16 protein-coding genes and 1 tRNA gene are annotated in these 16,996 nt (G+C 68.8%); 5 read left to right on the top strand and 12 right to left on the bottom strand.

Annotated features, from left to right (window positions below; translation table 11 throughout):
- Positions 1-42 precede the first annotated feature (42 nt).
- On the bottom strand, positions 43-822 hold the full coding sequence (locus tag G515_RS0115110) for a hypothetical protein (protein ID WP_028660811.1): 780 nt from the start codon (positions 820-822) through the stop codon (positions 43-45).
- 82 nt (positions 823-904) lie between these two features.
- Complete coding sequence (locus G515_RS0115105) at positions 905-1,636, bottom strand: hypothetical protein (RefSeq protein ID WP_028660810.1); 732 nt, start codon at positions 1,634-1,636, stop codon at positions 905-907.
- A 313-nt stretch (positions 1,637-1,949) separates the two neighbouring features.
- Here G515_RS0115105 and G515_RS23825 point away from each other — a divergent pair, with 313 nt between their 5' ends.
- Together G515_RS23825 and G515_RS23355 are read left to right on the top strand one after the other, a co-directional pair.
- On the top strand, positions 1,950-3,791 hold the full coding sequence (locus G515_RS23825; protein ID WP_028660809.1) for a DNA/RNA non-specific endonuclease: 1,842 nt from the start codon (positions 1,950-1,952) through the stop codon (positions 3,789-3,791).
- A 403-nt stretch (positions 3,792-4,194) separates the two neighbouring features.
- Positions 4,195-4,656, top strand: coding sequence for a hypothetical protein (locus tag G515_RS23355; RefSeq protein WP_157571136.1), 462 nt, complete (start codon positions 4,195-4,197; stop codon positions 4,654-4,656).
- 264 nt (positions 4,657-4,920) lie between these two features.
- On the opposite strand, the gene G515_RS21740 is transcribed toward G515_RS23355, so the two are convergent.
- Positions 4,921-6,273 carry an MFS transporter gene (locus G515_RS21740; RefSeq protein ID WP_084653635.1) on the bottom strand — a complete coding sequence of 451 codons (1,353 nt, stop codon included), beginning with the start codon at positions 6,271-6,273 and terminating at the stop codon, positions 4,921-4,923.
- A 15-nt stretch (positions 6,274-6,288) separates the two neighbouring features.
- Positions 6,289-7,794, bottom strand: coding sequence for a class I adenylate-forming enzyme family protein (locus G515_RS0115090; RefSeq protein WP_028660808.1), 1,506 nt, complete (start codon positions 7,792-7,794; stop codon positions 6,289-6,291).
- A 167-nt stretch (positions 7,795-7,961) separates the two neighbouring features.
- Between G515_RS0115090 and G515_RS0115085 the strand changes: the two genes are divergently transcribed.
- The gene (locus G515_RS0115085) at positions 7,962-8,615 is read left to right on the top strand and encodes a TetR-type transcription factor C-terminal domain-containing protein (RefSeq protein ID WP_036555871.1); all 654 of its coding nucleotides are present in this window, start codon (positions 7,962-7,964) and stop codon (positions 8,613-8,615) included.
- A gap of 65 nt (positions 8,616-8,680) precedes the next feature.
- Here the strand turns inward: G515_RS0115085 and G515_RS23955 are convergent, their stop codons facing one another.
- Positions 8,681-9,229, bottom strand: coding sequence for a Fur family transcriptional regulator (locus tag G515_RS23955; RefSeq protein WP_084653633.1), 549 nt, complete (start codon positions 9,227-9,229; stop codon positions 8,681-8,683).
- 476 nt (positions 9,230-9,705) lie between these two features.
- On the opposite strand from G515_RS23955, the gene G515_RS0115075 reads away from it, so the two are divergent.
- A complete protein-coding gene (locus G515_RS0115075) occupies positions 9,706-10,479 on the top strand; it encodes a DUF427 domain-containing protein (protein ID WP_028660805.1) in 774 nt (257 codons plus the stop codon).
- 134 nt (positions 10,480-10,613) lie between these two features.
- Here the strand turns inward: G515_RS0115075 and G515_RS0115070 are convergent.
- From G515_RS0115070 to G515_RS0115045, 6 genes are all read right to left on the bottom strand, one after another.
- Positions 10,614-10,687 (bottom strand) — tRNA-Pro (locus G515_RS0115070).
- 94 nt (positions 10,688-10,781) lie between these two features.
- Complete coding sequence (locus G515_RS0115065) at positions 10,782-11,261, bottom strand: PPOX class F420-dependent oxidoreductase (RefSeq protein ID WP_028660804.1); 480 nt, start codon at positions 11,259-11,261, stop codon at positions 10,782-10,784.
- A 39-nt stretch (positions 11,262-11,300) separates the two neighbouring features.
- Positions 11,301-12,704, bottom strand: coding sequence for a ribosome biogenesis GTPase Der (gene der, locus G515_RS0115060; protein ID WP_028660803.1), 1,404 nt, complete (start codon positions 12,702-12,704; stop codon positions 11,301-11,303).
- Complete coding sequence (locus G515_RS21735) at positions 12,704-13,465, bottom strand: lysophospholipid acyltransferase family protein (protein ID WP_245565427.1); 762 nt, start codon at positions 13,463-13,465, stop codon at positions 12,704-12,706. Before G515_RS21735 ends, der begins: the two co-directional genes overlap by 1 nt.
- Positions 13,462-14,151: a (d)CMP kinase gene (cmk, locus tag G515_RS0115050; protein ID WP_028660802.1), complete on the bottom strand. Its 690-nt coding sequence runs from the start codon at positions 14,149-14,151 to the stop codon at positions 13,462-13,464. Before cmk ends, G515_RS21735 begins: the two co-directional genes overlap by 4 nt.
- An 11-nt stretch (positions 14,152-14,162) precedes the next feature.
- Positions 14,163-15,221, bottom strand: coding sequence for a prephenate dehydrogenase (locus G515_RS0115045; protein ID WP_028660801.1), 1,059 nt, complete (start codon positions 15,219-15,221; stop codon positions 14,163-14,165).
- Positions 15,222-15,315: 94 nt separating this feature from the next.
- Here G515_RS0115045 and G515_RS21730 point away from each other — a divergent pair, with 94 nt between their 5' ends.
- A complete protein-coding gene (locus G515_RS21730; protein ID WP_051218457.1) occupies positions 15,316-16,353 on the top strand; it encodes an alpha/beta hydrolase in 1,038 nt (345 codons plus the stop codon).
- Here G515_RS21730 and G515_RS0115035 read toward each other — a convergent pair.
- Positions 16,326-16,991, bottom strand: a complete 666-nt coding sequence (locus tag G515_RS0115035; RefSeq protein ID WP_028660800.1) for a nitroreductase family protein — start codon at positions 16,989-16,991, stop codon at positions 16,326-16,328. The two genes, G515_RS21730 and G515_RS0115035, sit on opposite strands and share 28 nt — an antisense overlap.
- Between the last annotated feature and the right edge of the window lie 5 nt (positions 16,992-16,996).

The following is a 16,996-nucleotide window of genomic DNA, read 5'->3' as shown; positions in this document are numbered from 1 at the left end:
CGCATTCGGCCTCGGGCGATCGCGCCCGGGGGATGTCGGCGGCTACCTGTCCGTGGGTACGGCGACCTCACCGTCCTCTGCCATCAGCCGCGCGAGGACGTCGTCGGGCATCCAGGTACGGTGCGGGTAGTCGCGGCCCCAGGAGTTGAGGAACGGAACGGCGCCGAGCTCGTCGGCTCGTTCGTTCCCCAGCACCTGGTGTACGTCGTCGACCGAGGTCGCCCACCGGAACCGGTGGATGCCGGCGTCGAGTGCGGCCGAGTAGCGGAGCCGTTCGGTGTGGTCGTCATCGGCGAAGTCGGCCTCCCAGGCCACGTGCCCGGCTGCTCGCAGCACGTCGCCCGCCGCGCGCACCGAGGTGCCCTCGTTGTCGCCCGGGTTGGTCTCCGGCCACTGGTCCTTCTCCTTCGAGCGATCCCAGAGCCATCGGGCGGCGTACAGACTTCCCTGATTGAGGAGCGACATGCAGCGTGACCAGCCGAACCCCACACACGCCCCCTCGCTGCCCTGGTCGTAGAACTCCCATCGCGCCTCGGGGTCGGGCTCACCACCCGGCTCGAGACAGACGCAGTGGCCGCCGCGGATCCGCGACAGCGAGGCCGCGCCACCCCGGGCGACCCAGAAGTCACCCGTTTCAGGGTCGAGCTCGGGCTCATCGAACTCCTTGTACCAGTTGACGCCCAGGACCACCGGGACCCGTTCCGGGCGCTCCTCGGGCGCGAGCGCCGTCAACGGATAGTTGTCGAGGTGTGCCCAGTCGTCCGGGATGAAGCGGCCCAGTCTGGGATCCTGTGGGTCATCGTCGATCGGTCGATATCTCATTTCCTTGTCTCCAATCTCGAGGGGCGCTCTCGCCCACGGGTGTCTCTGCCTAGGCGCCGGACCGGGCGGACCGGACCGGGAGTCAGCCCCCTGCTTCGGGGTCGGTCAGCGGCTCGGTGGAGTCCTGCGGTTCCGGCGGATCCTGCGACTCCGGTGCGTCGGTCCACTCGGAGGGCCCCTCCGAGGTCGGTGCGTCGGTCCACTCGGAGGGCCCCTCCGAGGTCGGTGTGTCGGTCGACTCCTCCGACCCGGTCGGAAGCGACAGTTGGATGTTCGCCGTACCTCCCTGGGCCTCGGCGGCGCTTGCGACCTGGTCACACAGCTGCTGGCGCTCGCAGACCACCAGCCCGCTGGCCCCCAGCGGGAGCCCCTCCCCGCCGTTCGACCCGGTGCCGTCCCAGCTGAGGGCCACGGTGCAGGTGTCCTCGCCGGCCCGGAAGCTGTCACCGCCCAGGCAGGGCCGTCCGTCGCAGATCCTGTCCGCGGCGACGGCGACCGCTGCGGGGGGCGCGAGCGCGGTGATCCGCGCTACCGCCCCGCCGGGCAGGGGCTCACCGCTCCAGGCCAGGACGACACACGCCGGGGTGTCCACGGCGTCGATGCTCACGGAGCCGCCGATCGGCAGCGTGGGCAGGTCGGCCGACCCCTGGGCATCGGCGGAGACCGGCGCGTCCGGTCCGTCCACACCGCCGACCTCGCCGATGCCGGCAGCGCCCTGGCCGGCCACCTCCGACTCCGACCCGGGTGACCCTGCGTCGTCCTCCGGCGCGCAGGCCGCCAGCACCAGAACCGCCGCGCACGCGGCCAACGCCATCGCGCACCTCATCCTCGCCCCCTGCTGCGGGTCTCGTACGAGGCCCCTCTATGAAGAGGGAGGCCGGACCGCGCCGCCAGATACCGGTCGCGTCGCGCTCGTGGACCAATCCGCCACCTCGCACATCGTTGCCATCACATTCATGCTGGCGGGTGCCGCGTCCCGCCGGGTCGAGGCGCCGCGCAGGTACGCACAACCGGGTACCCCGTCCCCCATCTGGTCGCCCAACTCCTCCGATAGGCCTTGCTCGGCCATGGGTTTCGGAGGATCGTCGAATCATCGCCTGGTGTGAAGTGCTTGCTGGGAGGTCTCCGTGGTTGGTCAAAGCGATGCGTCGGGAGGCGCCGACGACCTCACCGTCGCGCTTCGTGAGTTCATCCGCACCAGGGGATCGGCCTACCTGCGGGATCCGAATGTGTCCTCGATCGGGATCGGCTACAAGATCCGGGGCGGCGAGCAGACCGACGAGCTGTGCATCCAGTTCACCGTCGGGTCCAAGGTGGAGCCGGAGGTTCTCGGCGTTCTCGGCACGGCGGCGATCCCGGAGACCATCGAGGTCGCGGGGATCGACGTTCCGACCGACGTCCTCGAGCGGACCTACCGGCCCGGCTATCGGCTGGTTGCCGAGGCCGAGGCCGACGAACGCAAAGTACGGGTCGATCCGGTCCGTCCGGGAGTCAGCGTCGGCCATCCGACGATCACGGCCGGCACCGTCGGCGTCATCGTGTACGACGTCGAATCCGGGCGGCCCTGCGTACTCAGCAACTGGCACGTACTCCACGGCAACCAGGGGCTTCCCGGGGACGTGGTCGTGCAACCCGGTCCGCACGACGACAACCGGATCACCGCGAACCGGCTGGGCCCGCTGCTCCGGTCCCATCTCGGTGCGGCCGGGGACGGCGCGGTCGCGGAGGTCGAGGGGCGTGGGGTGGACCCCTCGATCCTGGGGATCGACGTCGCACCCGCCGAGCTCGGGGAGCCGGAGCTCGGGGACAAGGTCGTCAAGAGCGGCCGGACCACCGGCGTCACGCATGGTGTGGTCAGACGCATCGACACGCTCGTGAAACTCGACTACGACCCGCCCGCGGGCCTGGTGGAGATCGGCTGCTTCGAGATCGGCGTCGACCCGGCCCAACCGCCCGGCGACGGCGAGGTCAGCCGCGGCGGCGACTCCGGCGCCGCCTGGGTGTTCACGTCGAGCGACGGCGCCCCCACCCGGGTCCTGGCCGGGATCCACTTCGCCGGCGAGAGCACCGGCGAACTCGACGAGCACGCACTCGCGTGCCTACCGCGGTCGATCTTCAGCAAGCTCGGGGTGACACTGACCAAGCCGCCGGCCGGAGGGCTGGGATTCGACCCTGCCTTCCTCAGCGTGGAGTTCCCCGCACCGGACCTCGACCCCGCGGCCTCGCACGACGCGGTCCTCCTGGACGGCTCGCCACGCATCGACTACACACACTTCTCGTTGAGCCTGAGCCGGCAGCGGAAGTTCGCCCACTGGGTGGCGTGGAACATCGACGGAGCGTCGATGAAGCGGATCGACAGGAGCGGAATCCCCTTCGTCAAGGACAGGAGGCTGCCGGCCGATGTCCAGATCGGTGACGAGCTCTACAGCAACAATCGTCTCGACCGCGGTCACATCGCCCGGAGGGCCGACCTGTTGTGGGGCCCGATGGACGAAGCCGAGCAGGCGAACCGGGACTCGTTCTTCTTCACCAACATCACCCCGCAGATGGACGACTTCAACCAGAGCAGCCGCGACGGGCTGTGGGGCAGGCTCGAGGACGCGGTGTTCGAGGACGTCGAGGTGGACGACCTGCGGGTGAGTGTGTTGGGTGGTCCCGTGTTCGGAGCCGACGACCGGGTCTTCCGTGGTGTCGCAGTGCCGCACGAGTTCTGGAAGGTGATCGCCTTCGTCAAGGACGGCGCCCTCCGGGCCAGTGCATTCCTCCTCACGCAGAACCTCAGTCAGCTGGAGGCTCTCGATCTGGACGAGTTCAGAGTCTTCCAAGTCTCCCTCGCAGACCTGGAGGCGAGAACGCAGGTGCGGTTCCCCCAAGCACTGCGCGACGCCGACACCCAGCCGGCTCGGGCGGTGGAGGTTGCTGCCTCGCCGAACCCGCTGTCCGAGTTCTCGGACATCGCCTGGGTCTGACCTGCCCCGACCCGCCTTGTGGATCGCATCGCCAATGAGATGCACTATCGGGATGGCTAGAAGTGGATAGAGCACGTTCACCCGATTCCACTCGAGGATCACTCGAAGTCGCCATTGGCGCCAGGGAGGGTCTCCGAACAGCGACGCCGAGGAGCGCTGTCCGCGGTTGCCTCAAGCCTCACCTCGAACGATCACGATCTCGCCGAAGCAACGTTGCGGTCGGCGATTGGCAAGAACCTTGTCAAGGTCACCACCGGCCGATACCGCCTCGACCCTATGTATTCGTATTGCAGCAAGGGCGCAATGCGTACGAAGTGGCAGCGGGTCTTCGTCGCGAGCATCGTCGATGTGGATGTACGGCAGTCGGCGAGCCAGAAGCCGCGAGCTGTCTTCACAGTGGTCCGTGCCTCTTCAGGACGGCACCGGCTTCACGATGGACGACATCCAAGACGGCCCCGCCGCGCAATGGATCATTACCCAAGCGAGCGTTGAGGCGCGACTTGCACTCGACCAGCGGTCGATCCGTATCGATGCGCAGCGCCATGACGCAACCAACGCGGTTCGCCAAGAAGGACGAATCGAAGGCGCTGCTGAGCACACAATGCATCCGCAGACGGTGGCTGGAACGGTCGTGCCCAAGCCAGAAACCATCTCCCAAGCGCCCAAGCTCACGCAAAGTGAACCAGCCGCGCTGACAGCGACTGCTCGGGGCGCGATCAACGAGCCAAATACAAGTCACCCGTCAATTCGTCGACGACGCTTGAAAACGAGACCAAGCGACCCGTCGGATCGGCCTCATTTTCGAACGTTGTCGACACGTCAATCAACTCGACAATTCGGCGAGCTCAAGGACGCGCGGTTTTGACGGAAGAGGAGTTTGCGGCCAAGAAGGCTGAGATTCTACGACGAAGCTGAAGCAGCGTCCCAGCATCGAGCGCCCTGCATCGACGGGACTGCCCCGAGTTCGGTTGCAAGACTCATCACCCCGAGTGGAAACTCGGCTGTGGGGCATGTCAGAGTGTCAACCAGACCGAGGGCGGTCCCTGAGTGGCACCGCTATGTGGTCGATCATGGAGCCGATGACTCCGCACCGCCTACCAAGGGAACCTTAGGCTTCACGTGCGAACGCTCAATTCAGTTGAGGCGTACGGACACCATCGGTGGTGTTGGGAGCGTTCATTCTCAAGCTGTCCCGATAGGGGTCACGAGCAAGGTACGCCGTGAAGAGGGAGAGCAGCCCGCATCCGATCAGGTAGGCGATGACCCACCGCGGACTGCCTCCACCCACGGCCAGGAGGGCTGTGGCGATGAACGGCGCGAATCCGCCGCCGAGGACGGATCCCACCTGGTATCCGATCGACATGCCGGTGTAGCGCACATTCGCTCCGAACAGCTCGGGGAAGTACGCCGGTTGCACTCCGAACTGAACCCCGGAGGCGACTCCCCAGCCCAGTCCGAGGGCGAGGATGGTCAGCGGGACGCTCTCGGTGTCGAGCAGCCAGAAGAAGGGGTAGGCGTACAGGACGGCGAAGGTGCCTCCGGCCAGATAGACCGGCCGTCGGCCGACTCGGTCTGATGCCCACGCAGCCAGGTAGTAGGTCAGGCACCCGAACAGTCCGGCTAGGGCGATCCCTCCGGTGATGTTCTCGGCGGTCGCGAGGTTGTTCTCGACGACGTAGGCGATGGAGAAGGTCAGAACCACATAGCCGAACACGTTCTCCGAGATGCGCATGCCGAGGGCGGACCACACTCCTGCCCGGTTGTGGGTCAGGGTCTCTGCCAGAGGTGAGTTCGCCGCCTCCCCCGATTCCTTCAGGCGTTGAAACTCCGGGCTCTCGGTGAGACCTCGCCGGATCCAGAAACCGACGAACACCAGCACGAACCCGACCACGAAGGGGATGCGCCAGCCCCACGCCTTGAACTGCTCATCGGTGGTGAGGAATTGGATTGCCGCGAACGCGGCCGAGGAGAGGACCACACCGAGGCCGACCCCCATCTGCGCGACGGAGCCGTAGCGCCCTCGCTTGTGGTCGGGCGCGTGCTCCACGGCGATGAGCGCCGCGCCGCCCCACTCGCCACCGACTCCGAACCCTTGTGCCAGGCGGAGCAGAACCAGCAGAACCGGGGCGAGGATCCCGACATGCGCGGCTGTGGGCAGCAACCCGATCAGGGTCGTGCTGATGCCCATGATCAGCAGGGTTGCGACAAGCATCGACTTTCGGCCGATGCGGTCACCGAGGACCCCGAAGACGATTCCGCCCAGGGGGCGGGCCAGGAAGCCAACCCCGAACGAGGCGAAGGCTGCCAATGTGCCCGCCAGCGGGCTGGCGTTGGGGAAAAAGAGTTCCCCGAAGACCAACGCCGAGGCCGTGCCAAAGATGAAGTAGTCGTACCACTCCACGGTGCTGCCCACCAGGCTGGCCAGGGCTGCGCGGCGGGCGGCTGTGCGGTCGGAGACTTGGTCCTTCGTCGTGGTGCTCACATCGCTCCTTGGGTGTCAGACTTCGATGTCGAGTTTGCGGATCTTGCCGGTGACCGTTCTGGGAAGTGGCTCATCTCGAACGACGGCTGTTCGAGGACGCCGGAATCCCGAGAACTCGCGGCGGCAGAAGTCGAGGACTTCCGTATCGGTGAGGGCTGATCCTTGGCGTCGGGTGACGACGGCGACGGGCACTTCGCCCCAGCGCTTGTCGGGCTTTCCGATGACCGCGACTTCGGCCACGCCTGGGATCTCGGCGAGGACCGATTCGATCTCGCGCGGGTACACATTGAGTCCGCCCGAGACGATCATGTCCTTGAGTCGGCCGGTCACGGTGAGGTAGCCGTCCTCGTCGATCTCTCCGAGGTCGCCACTGTGGAACCAGCCGTCCCGGAATGCTTCGGCGGTCTGCTCGGCGGCCTCGTAGTAGCCGATGGTGGTGGCCGGTGACCTGAAGACGATCTCACCGGCGCCGCGATCGCGGATCTCTCCGTCGGGGGTGCAGACACCCAGGGTGATGATCGAGCTGGCTCGTCCCGCCTTGCCCGGGTGCTTCCTGGCATCCTCAGCGGTGGTGACCGTGGCGATCATCGGGAACTCGGTCATCCCGTAGGTCTGTGTGATCGCGATGTCGGGAAGAGCCTCGGAGAGCCTCTCCAGGAGGGCCAGGTCGAGTGGCTCAGCGCCACTCATGACGCGCCGTAGGCAACTGGTGCGGAGCCGCTCGAGGAGGTCCTCGCGGAGGATCAATTCCTTGAGCAGGGTCGGCACCAGGAGTGTCCGGGTGATCCGCTCGGTGCACACGGTGTCGACGATGCGTTCAAGGGTGCTGCCACCAGTCGGCAGGATGACGTTGCATCCGCCTTCCCAGGTCAGGGCCAGGGTGACGTCGTGCAGTCCCGCCCCCCATGTCAGCGACGGCACCACAAGGAACCTCTCGTCGCTGGAAACCTCCAAGTCGCGAATCTGGTGCAGCGTGTTCCAGCAAAGGGTGTGGTGCGTGTGAACGGCACCCTTGGGAACCCCCGTAGTACCCGAGGTGAAGTAGATCATCGCCGGGTCCTCGGGACTGCCCTCCACTCCTGGCACCTCGGCCTCGGTCTGTCGAAGTTCGTCGAAGGACACACCACCTTGGGCCGGACGGTCCCCGACGACCACGGTGATGTCCGGTACGCCCTCGATGTCGCCTAGGGCCTCCAAGGTGTCGCTGTCCGCGATGAGCGCCGTCGGCTGGACGATGCTCAGGATGCGGCTGACGTCTCGACCGGTCAGGAGCACGTTGACAGGTACAGCGATGGCGCCGAGAGCGGTGATAGCGAAGAGGCTCTCAATCCATTCCAGACCGTTGCGCAGGTAGAGGGCAACGCGGTCACCACGACGAATACCTTGGTTCCTCAATCCCGTCGCTACGCACCGGTAGCTCTCGTGCAGTTGACCGAAGGTCAGCGACGTGCCCTCGAATCGGAACGCAGTCCGGTCTCGTCGCGCCCGGTCGAAGGCATGACGATCGACGAGGTCGGTCACGGAGAATCGAGGACTGTCAGACATCGGGCCTGCCCTTCGTTGTCGGTCGCGGCTGTGGTCGGTCTAGGGAAGCGACACAGCCCTCACAGACCGGTGAGCTGAGTCACACATCGCCGGACCGTATCTACCAAACGGCCGTTTGGCAACGGTCTAGACTCGGCAGGGTGATGGAGAACATCCGCTACTCGTCGGAGGCCTTCAAGTCTCAGCCCAAGACCCCGACCTCTGTTTCACGGCTGGATCTGATCTGCTCCGCGGCCGTCACGGTCTTCTCGCAGAAGGGCTACGACGCAGCCTCGGTGGCAGACATTGCGGCAGCTAGCGGAATCCTCAAAGGCAGCCTGTACCACTACCTGACAGCCAAGGAGGATCTGCTCTTCTACTTGATCTCCAAGATCAACGAAGAGGTCATCGATATCGCAAATGCGGCTGAAGCGCGCCATAACGATCCCCTCCTGCAGCTCCGAGATTTCGCTCGGACGTACACCACCTACAACGCCGCGAACAGGGTCGCGGTGGCGGTCTACTACACCAGCTGGCGCCAACTCTCAGAACCGCGATACCGCATCGCCCGAGCGCAGCGGGCACTGATGACCAGCTATCTCATTGATCTCCTCACCACGGCCCAGCAGTCCGATCGAATCTCCGCGCACCTGCGTCCGGACCTCGCCGCGTACTTCTTCTACGGCGCGAGCAACTCCGTCTACACCTGGTTTCCCAACGCCCACGAGGACTCCGTGGACCTCGTGGCTCAAGAGTTCAGCGACCAATGGATTGCCATGCTCACCGCCAAGGGACAGCCGGGCCTCCATCCCCGCTAGACCGCTGGATGTCTGCCGTCGCCCCTCCCGCGAAACCCCTCGTCGGGCCATGCATCGGGCGGAGCTCAGCTCGGACCGCGGGGCAGGGCGGCACAGGTGCGGCAGAGACCGAAGACCTCGAGTCCCACCTTGGTCTCTGCATACCCGGCGTCGCGGACCAGTCGGTCCGGGGCGAGAAGCACCGGACCATTCGGAATCTCGACCGCGTCCCCGCAGCGCCGGCACACCAGGTGATGGTGGGACACGTCGACGCACTTGCTGTAGAGCACTTCTCCGTCGTGACCCCGAACGGTGTCCACGGTTCCATGCTCAGCGAGCGCATGAAGGCTGCGATAGACCGTCGACAACGCGACCCGCCCCCCGACTCGCCGAGGTGGCGGTGCACCGCCTGGCACTCGCGAACAGCCCGAGGCGCTCCACCGCGGCCAGGACGGCGAGCCGCTGCCACGTGGGACGGAGGCCGTCGAGCCCGCGGTGGCCTTGTTCAGGCGAGACCGACACCACGCTGGCCCTCCGCGACCGGGGTGCTCGGCTTGGGCGCCCGCAGCGGTGACCACGTCGAGGACCTGCTGCCGCGCGGGCGACCGCCGCTCCCCCAGGGTCTCGGCAGCCATGAGGAACGGCGCACTCCAACGCTCCAGTTGCTCGACGAAACTCCTCGGCAGACCCGACGCTGGGTTGGAACGTCCGCTCGACGTCGTCCGCGTCCGGACCGGCCCCGCCCGAGCCGTGGTCGCTCGCCGCAGCCTGGTGCGAACTGGGCGCGCTCATCGCCGACACCGGGACGGTGCCTACCGTGTCTCGTTGAAGGCTGGCGCGGCCGGCTCGGACCAGTCACGCAACGACAATCGGGGCCCCGAACCCGGCCCCGCCGTATTCATCTCCGTGGGTCCACCGGGGTGAGCCGGAGGCCGGTTGGTCTCACTGTCCGGTTTCGACGTGGGTGGCGCTGTGGTGGGTCGCCGTGACCTTGACCGTGCCGAGATGGGTCTCGCGAGGGACCTGGACACCCGGCCGCGTGACTGGTCGGACCGGCACCGAGTTGGCTGTCGCGCTTGCCTCACACGCCGCGCCCGCGCAAACTCCGATGATGGCCATCGATCTGCAGCAGCAGTGGCTCCGGGACCTCGCCGAACTCCGGTACGCCGCGACGCCGAAGCGGATCCGGGCGCTGCTGGGCGGTCGGCCGGTGGTCGACACCCGCGACGCGCTCCTGGTCTACGAGCCCAGGCGGGTCGTGCCCTGGTACGCCGTACCGCCCGGTGACCTCGACCTCGATCTCCGTGAGCACGATCCGGCCCCGGTCCCCGAGCTGGGCACATCGATCCTCGCTCCCCGCCGCAACGAGTGGCACACCGTGCCTGGCCGCTCGCTGCATCTCGAGGGCCATGGCGAGGTGGCCTTCCGGCCGGACGAGCCCGCCCTCGGAGGCCGCGTCGTCCTGCGGTGGGAGCCGTTCGAGTGGTTCGAGGAGGATGAACGCGTGCTGGCCCACCCGCACGACCCATTCAAGCGGATCGACGTGCTGCGCAGCGACCGGCACGTGCGCGTCGAACTCGAGGGCCGCACGCTCGCCGAGTCCAGCCGCCCGATGATGCTGGCCGAGTCCTCGCTGCCGGTTCGGTGGTACCTACCCCGCGAGGACGTCCGGATGGCTCTGTTGAGGCCCTCGGACCAACACACGGTCTGTGCCTACAAGGGGGTCGCGTCCTATCTGAGCGCGGACGGAGCCCCCGATGTCGCATGGTTCTATCCCGAGCCCCTGCACGACGCCCTCCGCGTCAAGGACCACCTCTGCTTCTGGCGTCCCGCGGAGGTGTACGTCGACGGCGAGCCGACGGACACGTCCATGCCGGGCGACTGACCGCTCCGGTGAGATCCTCGCGAACTCACCCTCGACTACCGAACCCACCGGAGGACCACCAGGCACCACAAAGCAATAGCCGGACCTACAACTTCGTAGGTCCGGCTATTCCGATGTCCTGAGACATCACACGGTCGGGCTGACAGGATTTGAACCTGCGACCCCTTGACCCCCAGTCAAGTGCGCTACCAAGCTGCGCTACAGCCCGAACACCTCACCGCTGTGCGGCGAAGCGTGCTGAACACTACCGCAGCGTTCGGCGGACCCACCAATCGGGTCCCCCGGTACGTCGGGGGATGGCCTCAGCGGGCGTCGAGGCGGGCGGCGACGTCCGCGGGAAAGCCCCCGGTGGCGATCGGGCCCCAGCGGGTCGGGGTGATCCGGATCAGGGACTTGCCTTGGAGACGCATCGCCTCGCGGTACTCGTCCCAGTCCGGGTGCTCGCCCGAGATGCTGCGGTAGTAGTCGACCAGGCCGTCCAGGGCGTCGGGCATGTGCAGCACCTCCGCCTCGCCGTCGACCTGGACCCACGCGTCGTTGAACTCCTCGGAGAGCACCAGCACCGAGACCTGCGGACGCCGCTCGGCGTTACGCGCCTTGGCCCGGTCCGGGTAGGTCGAGACGACGATCCTGCCGACGTCGTCGACGCCACCGGTGACCGGCGAGAGCTGCGGCCCGCCGTCGGCGCGGCTGGTGAGCAGCACGAGCCGGTGACGCCGGCGTACGAAGTCCAGGAGCTCGTCGAGGCCGATGGTGGTCGTGGTGGCGATGCTTCGCGGCATGCTCCCGAACCTACCTGCCGGCCACTCGACGGCGCCGGGTCAGCGGCGGCTGCGCCTCTCCCGGACCCGCTGCTGCAGCACGATCGGGGTGCCGGCGAAGCCGAACTCCTCGCGCAGCCGACGCTCGATGAAGCGTTCGTACGCCGTGTCGAGCTTGCCCGAGGTGAACAGGATGAACGTCGGCGGGGCCGTGGTGGCCTGGGTGATGAACAGGATCTTCGGTTGCTTGCCACCACGCACGGGGTGCGGGTGCTCGGCGACCAACCGACCCAGGAAGGTGTTGAGCGCGCCGGTGCCCACGCGGGTCTCCCAGCCCTTCAGGGCTCGTTCGAGGGCCGGTACCAGCCGGTCGATGTGCCACCCGGTACGAGCGGTCACGTTGATCCGCGGCGCCCACTGCACCTGCACGAGGTCGCGCTCGATCTCCCGCTCCAGGAAATGCCGCCGCTCCTCGTCGACCAGGTCCCACTTGTTGAAGGCCAGCACCATGGCGCGGCCCGAGTCGCGGATGGTCTGGATGATCCGCATGTCCTGCTCGGAGATGCTCTCGCCGCCGTCGAGCACCAGCACACACACCTCGGCCCGCTCGATCGCGGTGGTGGTGCGCAGCGACGCGTAGTACTCGTGGCCCGAAGCGGTCTTGACCCGCTTGCGGATGCCGGCGGTGTCGATGAACCGCCAGGTCTTGCCGCCGAGGTCGATCAGCTCGTCGACGGGGTCCACGGTGGTGCCGGACGCGTTGTCGACCACCACCCGCTCCTCGCCCGCCAACTTGTTGAGCAGCGAGGACTTGCCGACGTTGGGCTTGCCGACGATCGCGATCCGGCGCGGCCCCTTCTCGACGGGCTCGGCCAGCGGCGGCGGCTCCGGCAGCACGTCGAGGACGGCGTCGAGGAGGTCACCGGAGCCGCGGCCGTGGAGGCCGGAGACGGGGAACGGCTCGCCGAGTCCGAGGTTCCACAACGCGTACGCCTCGGTCTCAGTGCGCAGGTCGTCGACCTTGTTGGCCGCCAGGATGACCGGCTTGCCCGAGCGGCGCAGCACCTTGACGACCTCCGCGTCGGCATCGGTGATGCCGACGAGAGCGTCGACGACGAACAGGACCGCGTCGGCCAGGGAGACGGCCATCTCGGCCTGCGCCGAGATCCGCTCCGCCATGCCACGCGCATCGGGGTCCCAGCCGCCCGTGTCGACGACCGTGAAGGCGCGACCGTTCCAGTCCGCGTCGTAGGAGACGCGGTCACGGGTGACGCCGGGGACGTCCTCGACGACCGCCTCGCGGCGGCCGATGATGCGGTTGACCAAGGTGGACTTGCCGACGTTGGGGCGGCCGACGACGGCCAGCACCGGCAGCGGGCCGGTCAGCTCGGTCGCCTCGTCGATCTCGGCCGCGACCCCGGCGCTGCCGGCGTCCTGGTCGAGAGTGGGCTCGTGCTCGGTCATCATGCTCCCTGGTCGGTTTCGTGCGCGTGTTCGTGCTGATCGGGCGGGACGGTGGAGGGCAACGGGCCGGGCAGGCTCCGCCCGGTGAGGCGCCGAGCGTGGTCGAGATGGGCCACCAGTGTCCCTTGCAACAACCGCGACACGGTAGCTACTTGTTCCCGTGTCCGTGGCCACGCCTGCCGCGGCACGGTGGCGGGCTCGCCGAAGACCACGTCGATCCGGGTGCCGCGGGGCGGCAGCGAGCCGCTGGACGCGCCGGTCAGGCGGGTGCCGAAGACCACCACCGGTACGACGGGCGCCCCGCTCACCAGGGCGAGGTACGCGGCCCCGCCGCGGAAGGTGTCGAACTCCCCGGCCCCGCGGGTGCCCTCCGGGAACAGCCCGACCACCCGACCCTCGGCGAGCAGGCGCAGCGCGGCCTTCACCGCGGCCGGGTCGGGATGGAGCCGGTCGACCTTGATCTGCCCGGTGGCCCGGAGCAGGCCGCCCAGGCGGCCCTGGAACATCTCGTGCTTGGTCAGCGCATGGATCGGCCGCGGGCCGACGAGGGCGAGCAGGGGTCCGTCGATCAGTCCGATGTGGTTGCCGGCCACGATGGCCGGCCCCGTCGCGGGGACGTGTTCGGCACCGGTGAGGTGGACGTCGTACCACCGCTGAAGGAGGCGTCGGGCCAGCGGCCGGAGCGGGCTCTCGATCAGCCCGGGCGGCGGTGCGGCGACCTCATCGATCCGCGGCAGGCTCCCGGTCACACCGGAGTTCACGCCTGGGCCTTGGCCCCTTCGACGAGGTCGACGACGAGGTCGATCACCTCGGCAAGGGTGTACGGCGTGGTGTCGAGGTGGACCGCGCCCTCGGCACGGGTCAGCGGCGCCGTGACCCGCTCGGAGTCGATGACGTCGCGGGCCTGGAGGGACTCGCGGGTGCGCTCGACCGCGGCGTCGTCCGTGCTGCCGGTCTCGGCGGCGCGGCGGGAGGCCCGGGCGCCGGCGTCCGCGGTGAGGTAGAGCTTGACGGGGGCCTGCGGCCAGACCACCGAGCCGATGTCGCGTCCCTCGACGACGATGCCGGGACCGGCCAGGGCCTCTTCGATGATGGCCCGCTGCATCGCCAGGAGCCGGGCGCGCACGGCGGGGACGGCGCTGACCGGGGACACGGCGGCGTTCACCGCGTCCGAGCGGATCTCGGCGCTGACGTCGACCTCGTCGAGGGCGATGGTGGGCTGCGCGGGCGAGGTGCCGGAGACCAGGACGGGCAGGTCGACGTGTGCGGCGACCGCACCGGCGTCGTGGACGTCGATCGCGTGCCGCAGCATCCACCAGGTCATCGCCCGGAACATGGCGCCGGTGTCGAGGTAGCGCAACCCCAGCCGCTCGGCGGCACCGCGCGAGGTGCTGGACTTACCGGACCCGGAGGTCCCATCAACGGCTACGACGATCCCGGTACTCACGGACCGGCAGCCTACCGGTGGGTGACCCACTCCCGAGACTCCAGAGACGTGAGGAGGTGATCGGCCGAGTCCGCCGCGACGACCAACTCGACCAGACCGACCGGGCGACCGGGGTCGTGGTCGATGCGGACGTCCTCGACATTGACGCCGCTCTCGCCGGCGTCGGCGAAGAGCCGAGCCAGCTCGCCGGGGTGATCCGGCACCGAGACGAAGACCGAGCGCATCGGGGTGATCGGCCCGCCGTGCTTGGCCGGGATCGCGCGGGTGCCCTCGACCCCCTCCCCCAGCAGCTCCTCGAGCCGGGAGCGGTCCGCCGAGCCGACCGCCTCGATGAGCACGTCGAGCTGCTCGCGCACCTCGCCCAGCAGCGCCACGACGGCGGGCGCGTTGCCGGCCACTATCTGGCCGTACAGCGCCGGATCCCCCGCCGCCACGCGGGTGACGTCGCGGACGCCCTGGCCGGACAGGGCCAGGTGATCGGTCGGGGCGTGCGCCAGGCGTGCCGCCATCAGCGCCGCCATCAGGTGCGGCACGTGCGAGATCCGGGCGACCGCGGAATCGTGCTCCTCCGGCGTCATCCGCACCGGTACGCCGCCGCACAGCACCGCGAGCTCCTCGACCAACTCGATCGCCTCGGGTCGGGCGAAAGCGCCCGGAGTGACCGCCCAGGGGCGCCCGTCGAACAGGCTCGCGCTCGCCGCCAGCGGTCCGGAGCGCTCGCTGCCCGCCATCGGATGCCCGCCCACGTAGCGGCCCGTGGCCACGTCCTCCCCGAGAGCCGCGAGGGGGGCGGACTTCACACTGCCCACGTCCGTGACCACCGCGTCCGAGGCGGCCAGGGCGTTGGCGATCACATCACCCAGCAGCGCCGGTGGCACGCACACGACCACCAGCTGAGGGTCGTCCTCCGGCCGCCGCGGCCTCCCCGCACCCAGCCCGGAGGCCGTCCGCACGTGCTCGGCTGCGACGTCGGTGAGCAGCACCTCGAACCCCGCGCGTCGGCAGGCCAGGCCCACCGAGGTACCGAGCAGGCCGGTGCCGATGATCTCGATGGGGCCGGTGAGTCGCACCGCGACAGGCTAACGACTCCGGCGCACGCGGCCGCCATCGCGGGCGAGGTCGGGGAGGCTGTGCGTTGTCGGTGTGCTCTGTCACACTGCCGCCATGCCCACCAACGAGCAGAGCGCGCGCATCGAGGACCTCCTGGGGGCGCCGTACACCACCGAGACCATCGCCCTGCCCGATGACGACGAGGGCGAGGTGTTCGCGACCCTCATCCACCGGCCGGCCGACGGTGGCCCTGGCCGAGGTGCCGTCCTCCAGGTGCACGGTTTCTGCGACTACTTCTTCCACACCGAGTACGCCGAGTGGTGGGCCGCCCGGGGCTACGACTTCTACGCCCTCGACCTGCGCAAGTACGGCCGGTCCCTGCGACCCCACCACACACCCAACTACGTCACCGACCTCGCCGACTACTGGCCCGAGCTCGACGCCGCCTGGGAGCACATCACCGAGCGCGACGGACACACCTCGGTGATCGCGACCGCCCACTCCACCGGCGGGCTCACCCTGCCGTTGTGGGCGGATGCCCGCAGGCCGGCACAGCTGACCGGGATGGTGCTCAACTCCCCGTGGTTCGACCTCCAGGGCCACGCCCTGATGCGGTCGGTCGGCACGCTCGCGATCCGGCAGATCGGGGCCGCCCTCCCGCACGCCGCCCTTCCCCGAAGCGTCAGCGGCTACTACACCCAGTCGCTGCACACCGCGCACGGCGGCGAGTGGGACTTCGACCTGGCCTGGAAGCCGGTGACCTCCTTCCCGGTCCGACTCGGCTGGATCCGCGCGGTCCGGGAGGGCCACGACCGGCTGCACCGCGGGCTCGACGTGCGCTGCCCGGTGCTGGTGCTCTCCTCCGATGACAGCTTCGTGCCGACCCGGATGAGTGAGCGGGTGCACCGCGCCGACGTCGTCCTCGACGTGCGCCAGATCCGGCGCTGGGCCACCGCGGTGGGCGGGCACGTCACGTATGTGGCCGTGCCCGAGGCCAAGCACGACATCTGGCTCTCCCGCGCCGAGCCCCGCGCCCGCGCGTACGCCGAGCTGGACACCTGGCTCGACGCCTATCTCCCCGGCCCTGCCGCCCCGGGCGGGCCGTCCGCCGACCGCGCCAGCGATCAGTCGGTGAGCGGCGCTCCGTCGTAGCTCTCCCAGGTGACGAACTCCTCCACCGCGCGCCTACGGAGCTTGGTCGGCTGGTGCACCGGCCTGCCCAGCGGGACGACCGCGGCCACCGCGTGGTCGGCAGGGATCGAGAACAGCGCCTGGACCTCCGGCTCGGCCGCGACGGCCATCGTGGTCAGCACCCCACCGAAACCCTCCTGACGCGCCGCCAGCAGGGTGTTCCACACCAGCGGGTAGATCGAGGCGCCGCTGGCAAGTCCCACCCGGTCCAGTTCGAGGTCCATCGAGGCGACCCGGTTGAGGTCGACGCAGAAGACCAGCACCACCGAGGCGGTCAGCACCGGCCGGGTGAAGGACTCCGGCACCCGCGTGGCGGCGATCTCCTCGGGAGTGGGCGTGGGCGGGGTGATGCTGTTCCAGCCCGTCTCCCCCACCCGGCCCTGGGCGACGTACCGCTGCACACCGGGGGTGCACAGTTCGGCGAGCCGTGCCCGGCGTTCCGGGTCACGGACCGCGATGACGTGGGCCCCTTGCCGGTTGCCCCCGCTGGGCGCGAACCGGGCGTTCTCCAAGATCCGGTGGAGGGTCTCATCGGACAGGGGTTCCCCGGTGAACTCCCGGATCGCCGCCGTGGTCCGCATCGCGTCGTACAGCTCCATGTCCG

The sequence above is a fragment of the Nocardioides insulae DSM 17944 genome (genome assembly GCF_000422825.1).
In the GTDB taxonomy this organism is placed as follows: Bacteria; Actinomycetota; Actinomycetes; order Propionibacteriales; family Nocardioidaceae; genus Nocardioides; species Nocardioides insulae.
Note: the sequence above shows the minus strand (reverse complement) of the source record. Positions and strands in the feature narration are given on the sequence as shown.